At 71.7% G+C, this 18951-nt stretch carries 15 protein-coding genes; 8 read left to right on the top strand and 7 right to left on the bottom strand.

Translation table 11 applies throughout. The features are described 5' to 3' along the window. The first annotated feature begins 34 nt into the window (after positions 1–34). Positions 35–1000, top strand: a complete 966-nt coding sequence (gene mftM, locus ACH4UM_RS18240) for a mycofactocin oligosaccharide methyltransferase MftM (protein ID WP_398179810.1) — start codon at positions 35–37, stop codon at positions 998–1000. Positions 1001–1127: 127 nt separating this feature from the next. After that, entirely contained in the window at positions 1128–1793 is a 666-nt protein-coding gene (locus tag ACH4UM_RS18245) for a GPR1/FUN34/YaaH family transporter (RefSeq protein ID WP_398179813.1), read from the top strand. 58 nt (positions 1794–1851) lie between these two features. On the opposite strand, the gene ACH4UM_RS18250 is transcribed toward ACH4UM_RS18245, so the two are convergent. The 3 genes from ACH4UM_RS18250 to ACH4UM_RS18260 are packed head-to-tail and all read right to left on the bottom strand — an operon-like array spanning position 1852 to position 5040. After that, positions 1852–2517 carry a response regulator gene (locus ACH4UM_RS18250; protein WP_398179815.1) on the bottom strand — a complete coding sequence of 222 codons (666 nt, stop codon included), beginning with the start codon at positions 2515–2517 and terminating at the stop codon, positions 1852–1854. Continuing rightward, complete coding sequence (locus ACH4UM_RS18255) at positions 2514–3887, bottom strand: histidine kinase (protein WP_398179818.1); 1374 nt, start codon at positions 3885–3887, stop codon at positions 2514–2516. Before ACH4UM_RS18255 ends, ACH4UM_RS18250 begins: the two co-directional genes overlap by 4 nt. A 10-nt stretch (positions 3888–3897) precedes the next feature. Beyond that, a complete protein-coding gene (locus tag ACH4UM_RS18260) occupies positions 3898–5040 on the bottom strand; it encodes an iron-containing alcohol dehydrogenase (RefSeq protein ID WP_398179821.1) in 1143 nt (380 codons plus the stop codon). 376 nt (positions 5041–5416) lie between these two features. Between ACH4UM_RS18260 and ACH4UM_RS18265 the strand changes: the two genes are divergently transcribed. From ACH4UM_RS18265 to ACH4UM_RS18290, 6 genes are all read left to right on the top strand, one after another. Further along, the gene (locus ACH4UM_RS18265; RefSeq protein WP_398179824.1) at positions 5417–6655 is read left to right on the top strand and encodes a transcriptional regulator; all 1239 of its coding nucleotides are present in this window, start codon (positions 5417–5419) and stop codon (positions 6653–6655) included. 227 nt (positions 6656–6882) lie between these two features. Continuing rightward, positions 6883–8400: an aldehyde dehydrogenase gene (adh, locus tag ACH4UM_RS18270; protein ID WP_398179827.1), complete on the top strand. Its 1518-nt coding sequence runs from the start codon at positions 6883–6885 to the stop codon at positions 8398–8400. Next, positions 8400–8804: a DUF779 domain-containing protein gene (locus ACH4UM_RS18275; RefSeq protein WP_398179830.1), complete on the top strand. Its 405-nt coding sequence runs from the start codon at positions 8400–8402 to the stop codon at positions 8802–8804. Before adh ends, ACH4UM_RS18275 begins: the two co-directional genes overlap by 1 nt. A 273-nt stretch (positions 8805–9077) precedes the next feature. Continuing rightward, positions 9078–9638: an ATP-binding protein gene (locus ACH4UM_RS18280; RefSeq protein WP_398179833.1), complete on the top strand. Its 561-nt coding sequence runs from the start codon at positions 9078–9080 to the stop codon at positions 9636–9638. A gap of 603 nt (positions 9639–10241) precedes the next feature. Then, positions 10242–10955, top strand: coding sequence for an ATP-binding protein (locus ACH4UM_RS18285; protein ID WP_398179836.1), 714 nt, complete (start codon positions 10242–10244; stop codon positions 10953–10955). Between the two features lie 137 nt (positions 10956–11092). Then, positions 11093–11638: a hypothetical protein gene (locus ACH4UM_RS18290; protein WP_398179839.1), complete on the top strand. Its 546-nt coding sequence runs from the start codon at positions 11093–11095 to the stop codon at positions 11636–11638. A gap of 650 nt (positions 11639–12288) precedes the next feature. Here ACH4UM_RS18290 and ACH4UM_RS18295 read toward each other — a convergent pair. The 4 genes from ACH4UM_RS18295 to ACH4UM_RS18310 are packed head-to-tail and all read right to left on the bottom strand — an operon-like array spanning position 12289 to position 18683. Next, positions 12289–13938: a hypothetical protein gene (locus ACH4UM_RS18295; protein ID WP_398179842.1), complete on the bottom strand. Its 1650-nt coding sequence runs from the start codon at positions 13936–13938 to the stop codon at positions 12289–12291. Positions 13939–13993: 55 nt separating this feature from the next. Beyond that, a complete protein-coding gene (locus tag ACH4UM_RS18300) occupies positions 13994–15568 on the bottom strand; it encodes a serine/threonine-protein kinase (protein WP_398179844.1) in 1575 nt (524 codons plus the stop codon). Continuing rightward, a complete protein-coding gene (locus ACH4UM_RS18305) occupies positions 15565–17322 on the bottom strand; it encodes an FHA domain-containing protein (protein ID WP_398179847.1) in 1758 nt (585 codons plus the stop codon). The genes ACH4UM_RS18300 and ACH4UM_RS18305 overlap by 4 nt, the downstream gene beginning before the upstream one ends. An 8-nt stretch (positions 17323–17330) precedes the next feature. Next, the gene (locus tag ACH4UM_RS18310) at positions 17331–18683 is read right to left on the bottom strand and encodes a hypothetical protein (protein ID WP_398179849.1); all 1353 of its coding nucleotides are present in this window, start codon (positions 18681–18683) and stop codon (positions 17331–17333) included. Positions 18684–18951: the final 268 nt, after the last annotated feature.

Here is an 18951-nt window from a genome sequence, read left to right on the forward strand (position 1 = left end):
ACATGGGTCTGCGCAAGCACCGGGGGCCGTCGTCATGAGCGTCCCCAGCCTCCGGAGCGCGATCGCCGCGCACCGCATCGACCCCCTGGCACCGTGCCCGAGCGGCGCGTACGCCGACCAACTGGTCCGGGTGATACGCGACAGCCCCTTGGCCGGCGCCGCGACACCGCAGCCGATCGTCCGCACCGAGCACTTCACCCTGCGGCGCCGCGGCCGCCGTGTCGAGCTGAGCCACTCGCTGCGTCCCGAGCAGCTGGACAACGACCTGGCCGGTCTGCTCGCCGAGGAGCTGTTCGCTCCCGGCTGGCTGTCGGGCAGCGGCATCTTCGAGCGCGCCTTCACCGGGGTCGTGCGCTCCTGCGTGGACGGAGCGCTCCCCGCCTGGACCACGTTCTACGACAACACGCTGGCCCGCATCCGGGAGTACTGGCAGACACCGACGCCGGCCGGTCACTCGTCGATCGCCGGGTTCGCTCCCGTCTACCGCCGGACGCTGGACCTCATCGCCCCGGGCACGGTGCTGGACATGGGCTCCTGTTTCGGCTTCCTGCCCCTGCTGCTCGCCGAGCGAAGCGAGGAGGGGGCCGCTCCGGACGGAGTCCGGGAACGGCACATGCCCCCGGTGATCGCCTCGGACCTGGCGCAGGGCACCATGCGGTTGCTGGACGCCGTGGCCCGCCCACGGGGTCTGCGGGTGGCCACGCTGGCCTGCGACGCGGCGCGGGTGCCCCTGCCGGACGGCTCGGTGGACACCGTCACCGTCATCCACGTCCTGGAGCACCTCGATCCCGGGCACGGCGACGCCGTCGTGGAGGAGGCGCTGCGTCTGGCCCGGCAGCGGGTCGTGGTGGCCGTGCCGTACGAGAACGAGCCCACGGCGGCGTACGGGCACGTGCGGTGTTTCGACCCCGACCAGCTCGCGGAACTGGGCCGCCGCACCGGCCACCGGTTCTCCGTCGCTGAGTACCACGGCGGCTGGCTGGTCCTCGACGCGGGCTGACCCCGGCCCTGCCCTGCCCGGCCCGAGCCTCGCCCGGCCCGAGCCCCTCTCGTCCCGGTCCGTTCCGCTGTCCGTGACCCATGAGCTGCGCCGCCCGAAAAAGCACAGCAACGCAAAGGAGCGTTTCATGTCCCTTCCGGAAACGAACGAGGCGGGCGCGGCCGCCGCTGCCGCCGCCGCGCACGCCAGCCCCCGGCCGCAGGCCGCGCCGGGACCGCTGGACGGGGATCCGGCGCTGATCGGCGTGCCCACCTTCGTCGTGGGCTCGATCGCGCTCGGGCTGACCCTGGTCGGCTACCTTCCGGCCGGCGCCGCCGGAGCACCGGTCGCGATCATCCTCGCGGCCACGGCGCTCGGCCAGCTGATCGCCGCGGTCTGGGCTGCCGCACTCGGGCAGAGTGCCGTCGCGGCCATCTTCGGTGTCTTCACCGGGTTCTGGCTCAGCTACGCGGTTCTCGTGCTCGGGCTCATCCACGGCTGGTTCGGCGTCACGGCGGCCACCGCGACCAGGACCCAGGCCCTGTTCCTGATCTCCTGGCTGGCCACCATCGTGCTGCTGACCGTGAGCACGCTGCGTCTGCCCAGCGCCTTCACCGTGCTGTTCGTCCTGATCGACGCGGCACTCGCACTGGTCCTGTCCGCCACCCTGAACGGTTCCAGCGCACTGCAGACGGCGGGCGGGTACACCGTCTTCGCCTTCGTCGCGGTCGGGTTCTACCTCTTCGTCCACGTGACGTCGCTGGCCACGGGAGGACGCGGGCTGCCGCTCGGCCGTCCGGCCCTGGGCGGTTGACCTGAGGGAGCGGGCCGGGACGGGTCTCCGCCGGTCCCGGCCCTCTCCTCCTCCGGTCTCAGATCACGCCCATCTTGCTCGCTTCGTACACGACTTCGGCACGGCTGCCCGCCTCCGTCTTACGCATGATGTTGCGGACGTGGAACTTCACCGTGGTCTCCGAGATGTACAGCTTGGCCCCGATCTCCCGGTTGCTCAGCCCGTGGGCGAGCAACCGGACGACCTTGAGCTCCCGTTCGGTGAACTTCGGCCGGTCCGGCTGCACACGCATCGACCGCACCATCGCCGCCGCCGCGTGCGAGTCGAAGGCGCTCTCGTTACGGGCGACCGCGCGGATGGAGCACAGCAGCTCGGTGGTGTCGACGTCCTTGACGACGTATCCGCGTGCGCCGTGCTGGATCGCCTCGACCACCAGGGAGTCGTCGAGGAACGTGGTGAGCACCAGCACCGCCAGGTCCGGGTGCCGCTGGGTCAGCAGGGCGCACAGATCCAGGCCCTCGGTGTCGGCCGCTGTGGACAGCTTCAGGTCGAGCAGCACGACCGACGGGTTGGTCCGCTCGACGACGGCGGCCGCCTCGGTGGCCGAACTCGCCTCCCCGACCACCTCCAAGTCGCTCTCGCGCTCCAGAATCGACCTGAGACCATGCCGGACGATCGCGTGGTCGTCGACCAGGACGATCCGCTGGACCTGCGTCTGCGCCATGGCTCGCTGTTCAGTGGTCATCCAGTGCCTCCTGAGGATTGCTTCACCGGCAGCGGGATGTCGACCCGCAGCAGGACGCCTCCCATGCCCGACCGGCGGATGGACAGTCGGCCGCCGAGCTCCTCCGCCCGGGCGACCATGTTCGCCAGTCCGCGGTGCCGGCCGGCCAGATCGGTGGCCCTGGACAGCCGCAGCGCCCGGCGCAGTTGGGCCGGATCGCCGCAACCGTCGTCGGACACGGTCAGCACGACGGCCTCGGGCAGATACCGCAGCCGCACCTGAGCCCGGCCGGCCTTGCCGTGCGTGGCGGAGTTGAACAGGGCCTCGCCGGTCAGCCGCAGGACCGACTGATCGGTCTCCGGCGGCAAGGGCACCGGGCTGCCCGTCACCTGTACGCGTACGTCGAGGCCGGCCGTGGTCAGGTGCACCGTGGACAGCCGCTCCAGCATCACCGGGAGCGGCCCCGCAGGGTCCTGCGTCGTGTGCTGGAGGGCGTAGATCGCGGCGCGCAACCGCTCCACGGCCTGCCGGTTGAGGTCCTTGGCGCCGGCCAGCCGCTCGGCGATGTCCGCGGCCGATCCGCCCAGCGCCTCCAGCTCCGCCCGGCACACCTCGACGGTCATCCCCGCGCTGAGCACGTACTGGGAGACGCTGTCGTGCAGTTCGCGCGCGATGCGGCGCCGCTCGTCGTCGAGCGCCTGCCGTTGCAGCGCGTCCAGCAGCCGTGCTTGCGTCTCGGCCAGTTCGGCGCTGCGCGCGGCCAGGTCCCGGGCCTGCCTCTCGGCCGCCTCGGCCAGTTCCTCGGTCCGCCCCCGCAGGGTGGTCGCCGCGTGGAACAGGAACGTGTGGTGCAGTGCCACCGCGGCCTGGTTGGCCAGGACCCGCAGGATCGCAAGATCGGTGTCCGCCACCTCGACACCGGGACCCGGCGCCGCCGCGATCCCGCCGACCGGCTCGTCGTCGAGGGTCATCGGCGCACGCACCCAGTCGCGGCCCCGGCCCGGTGTGCCGGCCTCCCAGGGGCGGCTGCGCAGCACAGCCAGATGCTCCCGGACCTCGGCGGGCACCCGGGTCTCGTTGTCGATCAGCACGTCGTCGGCGTACAGCAGGAATCGCGGTCGGGCCGCGCGCAGCGCCCCGTCCGCGACGGCGAGCAGCAGCCAGCGGGCCTGCAGATGCTCGGCCGCCGTCCGTACGACGGCCTCGACCAAGGCACGCGGGCCCTCCGCGGTGCGCACCAGAGCCCGGGAGATCCCGTCGAGCGCCTCCACCGTCCGCTCCAGCCGCTCGGCCGAGCGGACGTACGCCGGGTAGAACGACCGCTTGCCGGACCTCAGCCCGGTGAGCACACCCAGGTCGGCGGCCTGGGAGGACCGTTCGGGGACGCTCACTCGGATCGCCTCACAGGGCTTCGCGGAACAGCTTCTCGACGTCCCGCAGGCCGACGTCGCGGGGGTTGGTGGCCATGCAGGCGTCCTTCAGCGCGGTGCGGGCCAGCACGGGCACGTCACGTTCGGCGACCCCCAGGCTCGCCAGGCTCTTCGGGGCGCCGAGGTCGTCCGCGAGCGCGCGCACCAGGTCCGCGAGCCGGTCGGCCACCTCGTGCGGCGTAACCCCGTCGGTCGGCAGGCCGGCCGCCGCGCCCAGCGCGACGAACCGCTCCGGCCATGTCTCGGCGTTGAACCGGATGACGTGCGGCAGGAGGACCCCGTTGACCACGCCGTGCGGGGCGTCCAGCAGCCCGCCGACCTGGTGGCTCATGGCGTGGGTCGCGCCCAGGATCGCGTTGGTGAAGGCCATCCCGGCCTCCAGGGCGGCCTGGGCCATGGCGAGCCGGGCACCGAAGTTCTTCGGCTGCACCTGGGTCCGTACCAGGTTGCTGGTGATCAGCTCTACCGCGTGGAGCGCATGATTGTCCGTCAGGGGGTTGTGTGCCCGGGACACGAACGCCTCGATGGCGTGGGTCAGAGCGTCCAGACCGGTCGCGGCGTTCAGCCAGTCCGGCATGGTGGTCAGAAGGCGTGGATCGATGACCGAGATGTCCGGAACCAGCGTGCGGCTGACGATACTGATCTTGATGCGCTGCGTGGTGTCGGTGATGATGGCGAACTGCGACACGTCCGCCCCGGTGCCGGATGTGGACGGCACCATCACGGTGGGCGGGATGGGCTGGACGACCTGGTCCACACCCTCGTAGTCGAGAATGCGCCCGCCGTTGCCGGACAGGATCGCCACGCCCTTGGCCGCGTCGATGACCGAGCCGCCGCCCACTCCGACGATCATGTCGCAGCCGCTCTCCGCGTACCTCTCGAAGGCGGTCTGCACCTCGTGATCCTTGGGATTCGGAGTGACGTCGGACCAGACGACGGGCCGCAGGCCCACCCGCCGCAGATGTCCGACCGCCTCGTCCGTCCAGCCCGTCTCCATCAGCCCGGGGTCGGTGACCAGGAACGGGCGGCGGCCGCCGAGGCGCAGCGCACAGTGCCCGAGCTCGGTCAGTGAACCGGGCCCGAAGACGATCTCGGGCACATGGAATTTGGCCAACCGAGCCGTCCGGCGGACAGCATCCACGCCCGTCCCTTGAGGCCCCAGCAGCTCACACTGGCACTCGTCCCGGCCCCAGTCGGCGCTAGGATCGCTGGTACCGGTCATCACGGCACCCGACACGAGCGACATCCGACCTCCAAAGGGCGCAACCCGCAATGCGGCTGCAACCTTGATTTTACCGCCTGATTGGCCGATAACACTGTCGTTGGTCCGAGAGTCCAGGCTAGGCGCGCCTGTCCGGGCAGGTCACCTGTCCGTTCGGGCAGGTGACCTGCCCGAACGAAGAGGGAAACCGGCCCGGCCGGTCAGCTGCGCCGGGCAAGTCCTCGCGGACAATATCCGATAGCCCCCGTTCGACGGCAGGGGAAAGTAGATGTCACAACGCAGTGACCTCCGGCGGCGCAGGGCCACGCTGGAAACCGAGTGGTCCCGCCTGGTGCCGCGGCTGGGGACAGCCGTGCCGACACCGGGCGGCGCCGAGGCGTTGCGCCACGAGGTGACCGAGTCCTGGGCGCGCTCGCTGAGCAGCGTGGACCCGGGCCGGGACAGCGCGCCGGTCGCCGACGACGGCACGGTGCACCACCGCTGGGCGGGCTCGCCGCTGCGCCGGCCGGTCGACGACCTCGCCGACGAGTTGCGCAGCATCGCGGACGACGCCGGGTTCGTCACCGCGATCACCGACGAGTCCGGGACCATCCTGTGGACGTGCGGTGGTCAGACGATGCGACGCCGAGCCGAGAAGGTCAACTTCGCACCGGGCGGACGGTGGGACGAGCAGGCCATGGGCACCAACGCCCTCTCCCTCGCCCTGCGCACCGGCCGTCCCAGCTCCATCTTTTCCGCCGAGCACCTGGTGACGGCGCTGCACGGGTGGGTCTGCTACTGCGCTCCCGTCCACGGCCCGGACGGACGCGTCCTGGGCGTCCTGGACATGTCCACCACCTGGGACCGCTCGAACCCTCTGGCCATGTCCACCGTTCGTTCGCTGGTGTCCGCCGTCGAGGCCCGGCTCCGCACCGAGCAGCCCCGCCGGACCCCCGGCACCCCGGGTCAGGTGCGCCTGACCTGCCTGGGCGCCGACCGGGCCGTACGCGAGGAGCGGCCGCTTGCCCTCCGCCCCCGGCAGCTGGAGATCCTGACTCTGCTCGCCCTCGAACCGGACGGCTTCTCACCGGAGCGACTCCGCGAGGCCCTGTACGGCGACCGGCCCGTCACCGCCTCCACGTTCAAGGCGGAGATCTCCCACCTGCGCCGGGCCCTCGGTGGTGGCATCGCCACCCGCCGCTACGCCCTGACCACACCCGTGTCCTGCGACGCCGTCGACGTGCTGCGCGCCCTGGAGAACGGTGACGCGGAGACCGCCCTGCGTCTCTACCGCGGCCCGCTTCTGCCCCGCTCCGCGGCGCCGGGCATCGAGGAGTGGCGTACGCACCTGGAGGTGGCCGTCCGCGAGGCGGTGCTGGCCAGCACCCGCCCGGAGCACGCCCTGCGTTACGGCGAGCGCGCCCCGTACGACGCGGAGGTGCACGAACACGCGCTGCGCCTGCTCGGTCAGGGCGACACCCGCCGCGCGATCGCGACCGGCCGGCTGAGCACGGCGCTGCGCGACTGACGCCACGGCTGTTCCGGCGCCTCGCGGCCGGCCCGGTCACCGAGATCGCGTGCGGCACATGGGGGCGCGGTCGCCGCGGAGAGCCGCGAAACGAGCGTGGTCGAGGACGGCGCGCACCCGTGCCGTACCAACCTCGCGCCAACCTCGGGGGCCCACAGTGAGCGGCATCGCGGCGGCCCAGGGCCGTCCGTACCACCGCACTCGCCACACCTCCGAGGAGAGCCGCCATGGTGTATGCGCAGCCAGGAACAGAAGGCAGCATCGTCGACTTCGCCCGCCGCTACGACAACTTCATCGGGGGCAACTGGGTGGCCCCGGTACAGGGCCGCTACTTCGACAACCCGTCGCCGGTGGACGGCAAGGTGTTCTGCGAGGTCGCCCGCTCCTCCGCCCCCGACGTCGAGCTCGCGCTGGACGCCGCCCACGCCGCGGCCGACCGCTGGGGCCGCACCTCCGTCACCGAGCGGGCGAACATCCTCAACAAGATCGCGGACCGCATCGAGGAGAACCTCGAGAAGATCGCTGTCGCCGAGACCTGGGAGAACGGCAAGCCCATCCGGGAGACTCTGAACGTCGACATCCCACTCGCCGTCGACCACTTCCGCTACTTCGCGGGCGTGGTGCGCGGCCAGGAGGGCACCGTCGGCGAGATCGACGAGGACACCGTCGCCTACCACTTCCACGAGCCCCTCGGCGTGGTGGGCCAGATCATCCCGTGGAACTTCCCGATCCTGATGGCGACTTGGAAGCTCGCCCCCGCTCTCGCGGCCGGCAACTGCGTGGTCATCAAGCCGGCCGAGCAGACACCGGTCAGCCTGCTGAAGGTCATCGAACTGATCGCCGACCTGCTCCCGCCGGGTGTGGTCAACGTGGTCAACGGTTTCGGTGTCGAGGCCGGCAAGCCGCTCGCCTCCAGCCGGCGCATCGCCAAGATCGCCTTCACCGGTGAGACCACCACCGGCCGGCTGATCATGCAGTACGCGTCCGAGAACATCATCCCGGTCACCCTGGAGCTGGGCGGCAAGAGCCCGAACATCTTCCTGCCCGACGTGCTGGCCGCCGACGACGCCTACCTGGACAAGGCCGTCGAGGGCTTCGTGATGTTCGCGGTGAACCAGGGCGAGGTGTGCACCTGCCCCTCCCGAGCCCTGATCGCCTCCTCCATCTACGACGAGTTCATGTCCCGCGTCCTGGAGCGCACCCGGGCCATCAAGGGCGGGAGCCCGCTCGACCCACAGACCATGATCGGCGCCCAGGCCAGCAACGACCAGTTCGAGAAGATCCTGTCCTACATCGACATCGGCAAGAAGGAAGGCGCCGAACTCCTCACCGGCGGCAACCAGCGCAGAGTGCCCGGTCTGGAGGGCGGCTTCTACATCGAGCCGACCGTCTTCAAGGGCACCAACGACATGCGGATCTTCCAGGAGGAGATCTTCGGCCCGGTCGTCTCGGTCACCACCTTCGACTCCCCCGACGAGGCCATCAAGATCGCCAACGACACCCTCTACGGCCTCGGCGCGGGCGTCTGGTCCCGCAACGGCAACCTCGCCTATCGCCTCGGCCGCGAGATCAAGGCCGGCCGCGTGTGGACCAACTGCTACCACGCCTACCCGGCCCACGCGGCCTTCGGCGGCTACAAGGGCTCCGGCATCGGCCGCGAAACCCACAAAATGATGCTCGACCACTACCAGCAGACCAAGAACCTCCTGGTCAGCTACTCGGAGCAGAAGCTCGGTTTCTTCTGATGGGTACCCGGGTGACGCGAGTCGAACTGACAGATGCCGCGGAGGAGTTGGTACATCGACTCACGGCCCGCCATGGTCCGTTGATGTTCCACCAGTCCGGCGGCTGCTGCGACGGCAGCGCACCCATGTGCTACCCGCGCGGCGAGTTCCGGGTCGGCGGCGCGGACGTCCTGCTGGGCGAGGTCGCCGGGGACACACCGTTCTGGATGAGCGCCGACCAGTACGCGTACTGGCGGCACACCCACCTCACCGTCGACGTGGTGCCCGGCCGGGGCAGCGGCTTCTCCCTCGAAGCGCCCGAGGGCGTGCGCTTCCTGCTCCGGTCCCGGGTCCTCACCGACGAGGAGTGGCAGCGTGTCGCCGCGGAGCCGCCCCTGCCGACCGGGACTGACATGACGGAGTGACCCGGCGGATCGGCGCACCGGGACACACGACGGCCACCGCATCGGCGCAGGCGGTGGTGTCAGCGGGGCCGGGCACCTGGTTTCCGGCCCCGCGCCCGTACTCCGGCAGCACGTGCATCCCCCTCCGAAAGGAGGGGCGGCCATGTCCCGACGCCCAGCTACGAAGCGCCACGGATCCGCTTAGTGTCAGCGGGGTCGCAGTGACCAGGACCGCTAAAGCTATGCCCCTTCCCATCAGCCCCAGAGCCGACCATGCGCATACCCATCCCCCCCATGAGCACTGCCGGTCTCCGCAAGGAGAGACACTGGTCCACCGGGCCTCGCACGGCCGCGTCCCACCGGACGGCCCGGCCCGCTTCCTCACCGGCCGGCTTCCGGGAACAGACACAGCCGCCCTTCGTTCCCCGTGGCTTCCGGCCCACCGCCTCCGGTGGCCGGGCCGTCCTGGCGCTGCCTGCCGAGATCCCCTCGGTGCCGGTGGCGCGCCGCTGCGTCGGGGCAATCCTGGCCCAGTGGCGGTTCCCCTCCGGCGACCGGGAATCCGCCGAACTCATCGTGACCGAACTCGCCGCGAACGCCGCTCAGCACGGCCGCCGCGAGATGACCGTTCACCTGTCGCTGCGCACCGGAGTCCTGCGGATCTCCGTGACGGACTCCGGCTCCCCGGCCCGGTCGCCACGTTCCCAGGACAGCGACCTGGACGAGCACGGCCGCGGGCTGTCCATTGTCGAGTTCCTGGCCCACGAGGTCCGCGTTCACCAATGTCCTCTCGGCCGGCGCGTCGACGTGGTCCTGCGCACGACGACCGCGGAACCGGTTTGCGCCGGCGCTTGATGTGACGCGCCGCCCCGGTCCTGTCCTGGGCAGCGTGCGGCCGTCACGCTGTGCGGGTGGCAGAACGCGTACACGTCCGTGAGATCGACGACGACGAGGGCGATCGGCTGCGGATCACCGCAGGGCACGACCGTGACCATGCCCAGCGGGCCGGCGGACCGCCGCCGCGCGCCCAGGCGGGCCGACAGCCGCCACAGCAACATCATTGCTGGCAGACGAGAAGGAAACCAGTCCAGCCGACTGCGGGCCTGACGGCGGGCGCAGGAGCTCGTCACTCAACGTAGCGCGCCCAGCGGCACAGGGCCTCTCCGACGGGTCACCCGGAGACGCCACCACGACTGGTCACAACGCGCGCCGACGGGCTTCCAGCACCATCGAACCTCCGCCGGCACCCATCCGGTACCCGCTCCCGGAAACAGGCACGCCCCCGCCCCTCTCACACCCGCAGCATCAACTCACCTGCAGTGCAAGTGACTTGATCAGATCACTCGGTCGAGTGAAGCAGCCCGCCGTGAAGAACCTCCAGCCGGAGCCGGTGCGTGACGGTGTAAAGGGTGACCGACCCCGCGATTCACCAGCACGCGGACCCAGCGAGGAGCCGATTTGTCGCCGCAGAGGCCCGAGCAGACCCCCGAGTCCCTGTTCCTGGGCAGGGAGAGGGAACTGAGCAGCCTGAAGGACCGGCTGGACACGGCGGCCCGTGGCGCGCCCCAAGTCGTCCTGGTCGACGGGCCTGCCGGGATCGGAAAGACCACACTTGCCCGGTGCTTCCTGTCCAGCGTCGCCTCGGACTGCTGCGTGGTGAAGGCCAGCGGCGAAGAACTCGAGACGGAGCTGAGCTATGGACTCCTCGCGCAACTGGCACCACAACTGCCCGACGCACCGGCAGCGCTGCGGCAGCCGGCCCTCAGCATGCCGGGCAGCGTCGCGCCCCAGGTCCCGATCGCGGTCGGCGCCCTGTTCCTCGACGCCCTGGGGCAGCTTCAGAACCAGGCCTCGGTGGTGCTACTGATCGACGACGTCCACTGGGCGGACACGCCCTCACTGCACGCACTCACTTTTGTGCTGCGGCGACTGCGCAGGGACCGGGTTCTGGCCGTGCTGATGACACGGGACGTCAATGATCCCCGGTTGCCGCAAGGGCTGCACCGCATCCTCCACGACGACACCACGCTGGCGTTGACACTGGAGGGCCTCAGCCTCGCGGACGTTGTCGCGCTCAACAACGCTCTGGACCATCGGTCCTCCCCCGCTGGGCCATTGCCCGGCTGCGGGAACACACGCGCGGAAACCCGCTGCACACCAAGGCGCTTCTGAGGCAGCATCCCGCGGACGTCCTCGGTGGCGACGCCCTCCTGCCGGCTCCCCGCCGATACGAACAGCTTGTCACCACGCGGCTCGCTCGGTGCAGCGACGCCGCACGCCACCTGGTCGAAGCCGCCAGCGTCCTCGGCATGTCCAGCCCCCTTCACCACGCGGTACAAGTAGGTGCGGTAGCGGACCCGCTGGGCGCGCTGGCGGAGGCGATGGCCCACGAACTCCTGGAAGAGGATCCCTCCGGTGCCATGCCCGGCGTCGCCTTTCCGCATCCGTTGCTGCGGGCGGCTGTCTATCGCGGGCTGGACCCGGCCGAACGCTCGCGCCTGCACCACCTGGCGGCCGCCCGCTCCGACGATCAGCATGTCGCGCTGCAGCATCGAGTACATGCTGCCGTCGCACCGGACGAGGATCTCGCGGAGGCACTCATCGGCTTCGCCGCACAGCAGGCGGAGAAAGGCGCCTGGGCGGCAGCCGCATCCGCTTCCGCGGCCGCCGCGCGGCTGTCCACCCAAGGAAAGGTTCGAGAGCGGTGGTTGATGCGGACCGCCGAATACCGACTGCCGATGCGCTGTGCAACACCGCGCCGTCGAGCCCCTCGTCGCACGGCCCGCGGCCCCAGCCACCCGGGAGGCGGCTTTCCAGGAGCGCGCCCTGACAAGGCGAGGACCGCCGGGTGCTGACTGCGCGCCAAGGAGTCTGCTGGACCCGAATCCCGCCCGCTCGGAATGCCTGTGGACCTTGCCCGTCAGCATCCCCATGAGATCATCGGGGGCTTGCCGATGGGGAGGACGACGAGACGATCACGGATGACGACGTCTTCTACTTCTACCGGAGCCGTCGACGTGCTGATCCGCCCACGCACCCTTGGCGAGGTCGGGGCGAATCTCGGCGACCTCGCCCGCTCCGAGAGGATGCTCCTGCAACGCCACCGGCCTCGTCGACACGCTCGAACGCGAAGGGCTCTTGCGGCGCAACCCCGCCCCAGGCCGATCGCCGATCCGTCCTCACCCGCCTCGCCGCCGCCGGCCTGGCGTGGCTGGACGAGTTCCGGGCGCCGACGCAGCGGGCGATGGCGGCGCTGTTCCGCGGATTCACCAACACCGAACTCCACCAGCTCCGCCACCGAAGACGAGCTGCGCATCGCAGCCGGCGCGCCGGGTGATGCTCCAACCCTGCGGCCATCTCCGGCCCCGACTGGCCCGAGGTCACCGCTCCCCGGCTGGTAATGACGGTGAGAACGAAGCGCCTGACCATCGGCCCGGCCGACCTGGGTAACCCGGCGCTCCGTTGCTGGTGGCGGCGGGGCCGAAAGTCGCCGCGGTGGTGACTCTCAAGGACAGACGTAGGTGAAGCTCGCCTTCGCCTCCATCGGAGCCGACTGATGCGAGATCCTCAGGCGGGCGGTCCCCCGGAAGCGCCCCGAACCGCGCACCGTCCAGCGCAGGTGCACCCTGACCCGGCGCTCACCGCGGTGGGCGGTGCGTACCAGCTCGCCCGAGTCCTGGCCGTCCGCGCGCAGCCACCGGTATGTGACAGGGCCGCCGTGCCCGTCGGTGGTGAGGACACCAATCAGGTCGGCCGTCTGATCGCAGTGCAACGGCCCGGCGGGGGCCTGGACCCGCACGGCGACGACCGCGGGAGCGGGAGCCGGGCGCAGCAGCAGCCAGAGCAGGACGGCGGCGATCGCGACGACGGCGGTGGTGACGATCCAGCCCCGGCGTCTGCGGCGCGAGCGTGGGGAGGCGGCTGCCGATGCCTCGGTCCGCAATCGTGCACGCAGGGCGTCCTGATCCTCCGGGGGAACCCCGGGCCCGAACCGGAGCAGGATCTCGCCGCAGTCCTCCCCTGCCGCCACCGGAGGCAAGGTGGCACGGTTGCGCTTGCCCAGGACGGTCGCCTGGGTGTCCGGGGCGGTGGGACGGCGAGCGCGGCCGACCGTGGTGAGCTGGTCGGCGACGGCTGGTGGGTGAAGTCCGGGGGCGGGTAGGGGAACTCGCGGGTCCGGACCCGCGGCACTGTGGGCGCGGGCCGCCCTGGTGAGCTGGTCGGCGACGGTTGAAGGGTGGGACGCGCGGTCGGGCGCGGTAGCAAGGTGTTCGGGGGCGGCGGGGCGGGGAGCGGGGTCAGCTGTGGTCGGCGCCGGGTGGCGGTCCGTCGGTGGAGTCGGACGATCGGGAGCCACTGCAACGGACGGTACCGGTCCCTTCGGCGGCGCGAACTCCGGGGTCGACGCGGCGGTCGCCGCGCGGAGCGCCGTGCGGCGCAGGAAGTCCGCCGGGAGCGCCGCGCGCCCGGCCACCAGGGCGGCCCGGGCCGACGCCAGCCCCTCCGACTCGGCGGTGGCAGAGCAGCGGGCGACCAGGTCCGCCGCGGGGGTTCCGTGCTGCGTCCAGGCGGCGCCGAGGGTACGCGCCAGGGCGGCCCAGGCAGCGGTGCCGACTGCCTGGCGGCCAGCGGGCGGCGTGTCGCCCGACCCCCGTACTGCCGCCACGTCGCCCAGCACCGTGCCCAGCTCCGCCTCGGCCAGCAGGGCGACCCCGTCCGGGGCCATCACGATGGTGTCGGGGCCGAGTGAGTCGTGGGTCAAGCCTGCTGTGTGCAGGGCGAGCAGGGTCTGGGCGGTCTCGTTGAGGATGCTGGCCACACTGCCCACGTCCGGGCGGGGGCCGTTGGCCGACGACAGAACGTCGGCCAGCGTGGGGGCCGGTGGCCGGGCCGTCAGCAGCCACACCTCACCGGCCTCCTCCACGAGGTCGACCGTACCGAGCAGGCCGGGCAGCCTGAGCTTCGCCGTGGTGAGCACCGCCGCCGCCAGGCGCTCGCGCGTGCCTTCGGGCGCCAGCAGGGCGCGGTCGATGCGCAGCGCGCCGAGGGTGGGCTCACCGGACCGGGCGGGGAGCATGGCATGCCAGGTGCCGTGGCGCGCGTGCCGTGACCAGCCGGACAGGGGGCGGCCGGCCACTGTGGTGGCTGTCGTCATGTCGATCCGTTCGCGTTGCGGCAGCGGGTGGCTCTCGGGCCCCTCGGGAGCATGGTCAGCACGGCGGTGCGTCCAGGGAGGCCGTCTGGGGACCGTTCGCTGCCGCCGGGTCGCTGCTGAGCGTGACGTCCCAGGTGCCCCGGCACGGGTGGTTGGAGAAATCGGCACCGAAGGTCAGGTCGTACCGCGTACTCCCGGACAAGGTCTGGGATTGGGAGCCGTACGGGTCGGCCGATGTGTCGACGTAGTAATTCGCGGTGACGGTCAGCGGACCGGTGCCCGTCGTCTCGACCGACACCGCCGCGATGAGCGTGCCCGGTTTCTGTCCGCGCTGCCAGGAGGCGATCGTGAGGGTGACCGTGCCGGGGGTGGCCACGCTCGGGGACGCGGTGGCCGGTGGCTCGGCTGGTGCGGTCGTCTCCGTGGACAGGGTCGGCGAGGGCGACGGGCTGTCCGAGGGCGTGACGGAGGGCGGTGCGTCGGCCGTGGGCGGGGCGACGGACGGCGAGGTGGATGTGGAAGGTGAAGCGCCCGGCCTGGTAGGCGAGTCGACCGGTGACGCGGATGACGGGGTCGAACTCGCCACCGTCGTCGACGTATCGTGCGGGCGCCCCGTCGCGTACGTCGCTCCGCCCGTGACGACCACCAGCGCGGCCACCCCACCGGTAGCCGCCTTCCATCCCCCTCGTTTCAGTCGGCCCAGCAGGGTCAGCGCACTGGCCGAGCCGTCGAGCGCGGCGGTGGTGGTGAACGGGAACAACAGGGCGAGCAGCGCGGCGAGTTCGGCCAGTCTGCGACGGCCGCGCTCCTCCCAGCCGGCGCCATAGCCTTCGGTGGCGGACCGTTCCAGGTCGGTGAGGAACGTCTCGACGTCGGGCCGGTCCGCCGGGTCCTTCGCCAGGCCCGCGCGCAGCAGCACACGCACCGGCGCGGGCACGTCGTCCAGCGGGACCGGCGCGCGCAGGTGCTGCAGGCGCAGCGCGGTCACGTCGTCGCCGGGGAACGGACGTCGGCCGGTCAGGCACTCGAAGAACACCACGGACGCCGCGTAGACGTCGGCCCCCGGGCCGGCTCGCTCGCCGTTCCACTGTTCCGGCGCCATATAAGCGGGCGTGCCCGCGGCCTCGGTCTCCCGGCCGCTGCGCACCGCGATGCCGAAGTCGGCGAGCGCGCTGGTGCCGTCGGCGCGGACCAGGACATTCTCCGGCTTGTAGTCACGGTGCACCACCCCGGCCATGTGGGCCGCGCCCAGCCCGAGCAGGGAGCCCTTGAGCAGGACGAGCGCGGCCTCGGGGCCGGTCGCCCCGTGCCGGCGCAGCAGGTGGCGCAGGCTGACTCCGTCCACCGCCTCCATCACGATCGCGGCACCGGCGCGTGCCTCGACGTACTCGTACAGCCGCACCACGCACGGGTGCCGCAGCTCGCCGAGCAGCCGGGCCTCGCCCCGGAAACGGGCCAGGAACTCCCGGTCCGCGCACAGGCGCTCGCTCAGGTACTTGATGGCGACGGGCACGCCGGTCGCGGTGTGCCGGGCGAGGACGACCCGGCCGCCTGCTCCCTCGCCGAGCGTGCGAACGGCCTCGTAGTCGGGTACGGCCCAGCCGCCGTCGGCTTGCGTGTCCTGGGTCATGCCGTCCCCTCCACCAACTCGGAGAGCCCGGCGCCCTGCAGTACGCCCTTCGCGTCCCGCCGGCGCCGTACCCGGCGCAGCAGCCAGCGCACGGGCGCGGCCCACACCGGGAAGGCGACCAGGGCGACCACGGCCGCCTCGATCACCGTGGTCCACGGCTCGGCCAGCCGGCCCTCGAGCAGGTCGCCGATCCGGGAGCGCCAGGCCAGCAGGGCGAGGGCGAGGAAGCCGTAGGTGCCCACGACGACCGCGAGGCCGTAGGCGGCCATGCCGGCCTGGCGCGGGCCGGGCCGGTTGCCCGCGCGCAGGTCTCGCCACAGGCCCGTGCGGAAGTAGGCGCTCGCCTCCTCGCGCAGCCGGGGTACCCGTAGGGCGTCGGTCAGCGCCTGGTAGCCGTCCAGCGGCATCAGCGGGTTGAAGTTGTAGAGGGTGTTCAGGTAAAGGCCGAAGGCCAGGTGGTAGAGGATGGCCGAGACGGGTCCCGCGGGCAGCAGGGCCGCGCCCGTGGCACACCAGCCGGCCAGCGCCGCTGTGGACAGCGGCCCGGACAGGGCCACCACGACCCGTGACCAGCGCGAGCCGAACCACATGTCGCTGGTGTCCACGAACGCGAACGGCATGCCCATCATCAGCAGGAACCCGCCGCGCCTGACCTTGCGGCCGTACGACTTCACGGCCAGCGCGTGCGTCAGCTCGTGGATGAGCAGCGCGGTCACGTATCCGGCGGCCAGCAGGACCGGGCCCCACACGCCTGCTCCGCCGAAGTCCATCAGGTGGTGCCGGCCCTGGGCAGCGAAGAACGCGACGAGGCCGCCGGTGACCGACAGCCAGGCGAGCAGCACCCCGGTCCGGGTGAACAGCCGCCAGCCGAAGGCCCGGTAGAGCCGGGTCACCAGTCGGTCGAGGCCTGGGACGGATACCTCCAGCTTGAGCAGCGCCCGGTACACGGCACTCGCCGCGCGCCGCCAGCCCTTCGGCCGCTCCTCCTCCGGCCGGCCGGGCAAGCCACGCAGCAACCCGGCTTCCGCGAACGCGGCCAGCACGGACTCGATGCGGGGCAGAGCGAGTTCGCCGTAGCGGTCGGCGTAGGCGAACAGCAGGTCCCGTACGGTGTTGTCACCGTCGACGGCGTGCCAGAGGAAAACCTGGCGCTCGTCCAGTTCCAGATAGCGGCCGGTGCGGGTGCTGCTGAGCACCCAGCGGGGAGCGCCGCGTTCGGTGGGGACCTGCTTGAGGGCCCAGCCGGAACGCCGTCGGGGGCGCGCGGTGAGTGGGCCGTTCGCCTCCGGGGCCTCCTCCTGTCCGGCGGTGGGCAGATGGGTCAGCTGGGTGCCGACGACCATCGTGCGGGAGCCGATCCGGGCGTCGCGGGGCTGCTCGAACACCAGGCGTACGTCACCGACGGACAGCTCGGTGCCGTCGGCGAGACCGGCCGCGCCGCCGTGCAGCTCGACACCGCCGACCGCGATGCCGTTGAAGGAGTCCAGGTCCTCGATCCGGAAGCCCTCGGCGGTGCGGACGATGCGGGCGTGGCGGCGCGAGACGCTGCCGTCGGACAGGACGACGTCGTTGTCCTCGCCCCGACCCAGCGTGGTGACACGTCCGGTCAACGCGACGAGCAGCGTGGGGTCGTCGAGGCCGCGCAGCTGGGGCGCGGCGTACGACGTCGGTGCGGCACCCCGACGCGGGGTGCCGCAGTGCAGGCAGTACGGGAAGTCGCGCCGCACGTGGACGCGGCAGACATGGCAGAGCATGCGGTGGCTCAGCCTGCGCCGGAACCGCTGGCGAACGTTCCTCCGTCGAAGCCTGCGTCGGCTTCCGCGGCGGGGCCGGAGTCCGGCAGGTGCGTCGCGGCGTTTCCGAAGCTGGAGGCGGGCAGGCCGCCCTGGACGATGATGTGATCACCGCTGCCACCCTCGCCCGAGGTGGGCAGGCCGCCCTGGACGATGATGCGGTTACCACCGCCGGGCTCACCGATACCGCCGGGACGCCGACCGATGTTCTCCTGACTGCCTCCGCCGTTTCCGTCGCCCCCACTGTCACCACCACCATGGCCACCACCACTGGGACGGTTGGTGTTCTCCGGATCACCACCACCCTCACCACCACCGCCACCCTCACCACCACCATGGCCACCACCACTGGGACGGTTGGTGTTCTCCGGATCACCACCACCCTCACCACCACCGCCACCGCCACCACCGCTGTCACCGCCACCATCGCCGCCGTCGCGGTCGTAGATGCCCCCGTGACCGAAGTGACCGGCGTCACCGCCGCCTTCACCGCCTACACCGCCGAACCCGCCGTCGCCCCCGGCACCGCCGAAGCCTCCATGGCCGCCGTCACCGAACCCACCGTCGGCACCGCCGCCGAACCCGCCGAAGCCTCCCTCGGCTCCGCCGAACCCGCCGTTGCCCCCCGCGCCGAAGTCACCGAATCCCCCTTCGGCACCCCCGCCGACCTGCCCACCGAGCCCGCCGAGGTCCGCGCCCGTACCCGCGTTCCCGTGCTCGTCAAAACCGCCGAAGCCGCCGAAGCCGCCGAAGCCGCCGAAATCTCCGAACTGTCCCTGACCACCGGCCGATTCGACGGGCGACCGGTCCAGCAGCGGGCCGCCGAGCAGGCTGTGAGCGCCGGTCGACGCCACGTCGACACCGCCGACGCCCTCCTGACCCGCGGCGGGATCCGGCAGCTCCGACGAGTGGCCGGCGGAGGCCGGGCCCCCGGCGTCGTGGTGGCCGGAGACCTGGTCCGCCGGAACGGCGTGTGTCGTGGAGACGTCATGCGTAGCTGCGGAGACGTGGTCCGCCGGTACGGCGTGGTCGGTCGATACGGCATGGTCGGTCGATACGGCATGGTCGGCCGGGACGTCGTGATGCGCCAGCGCATGCGCCGCGCTTCCGAAGAACAGGGACGACTTGGACAGCCGTGGGTCGAGAGCGGCCGGTCCCCCGTCGGTGCCGGACTCGACGCGGAGGGAGCGGAGTTCGGCGACCTGCGCGGGCGACAGGCTGAGTCTTCGCGCCACCTCGTCGGTGTCGCCGTCGAGTTCGGCACGGAAGGCCGGGTCGACGGCCAGGCGGGTCTGGGCAGCACGATATGCGTCGTCGGTCATGGTTCGGTCTCCGTCGGTCTGCGGGCACTGATGCCGATCGCGGCGGAGCCGAGGATCCCCCCTGGTCGGCGGCAACTGCCATTTCCGGCCATCCCCGCCGATACCTGCAGGACACGTTATAGAGGCTTGGCATGGGCAACGCAAGAGCAGCGAGCAGGGCGGTTGACGGGTGCCGGGCGCCCAGCCGCGCCGCGTACTCACCGATCAGATACGGCCATCGACCCACCAATATGTCGACGAAATATCGAACAGCCGGAGCCTGCCCCCC

The sequence above is a fragment of the Streptomyces sp. NPDC020801 genome (assembly GCF_044334385.1).
Taxonomy (GTDB): domain Bacteria; phylum Actinomycetota; class Actinomycetes; order Streptomycetales; family Streptomycetaceae; genus Streptomyces.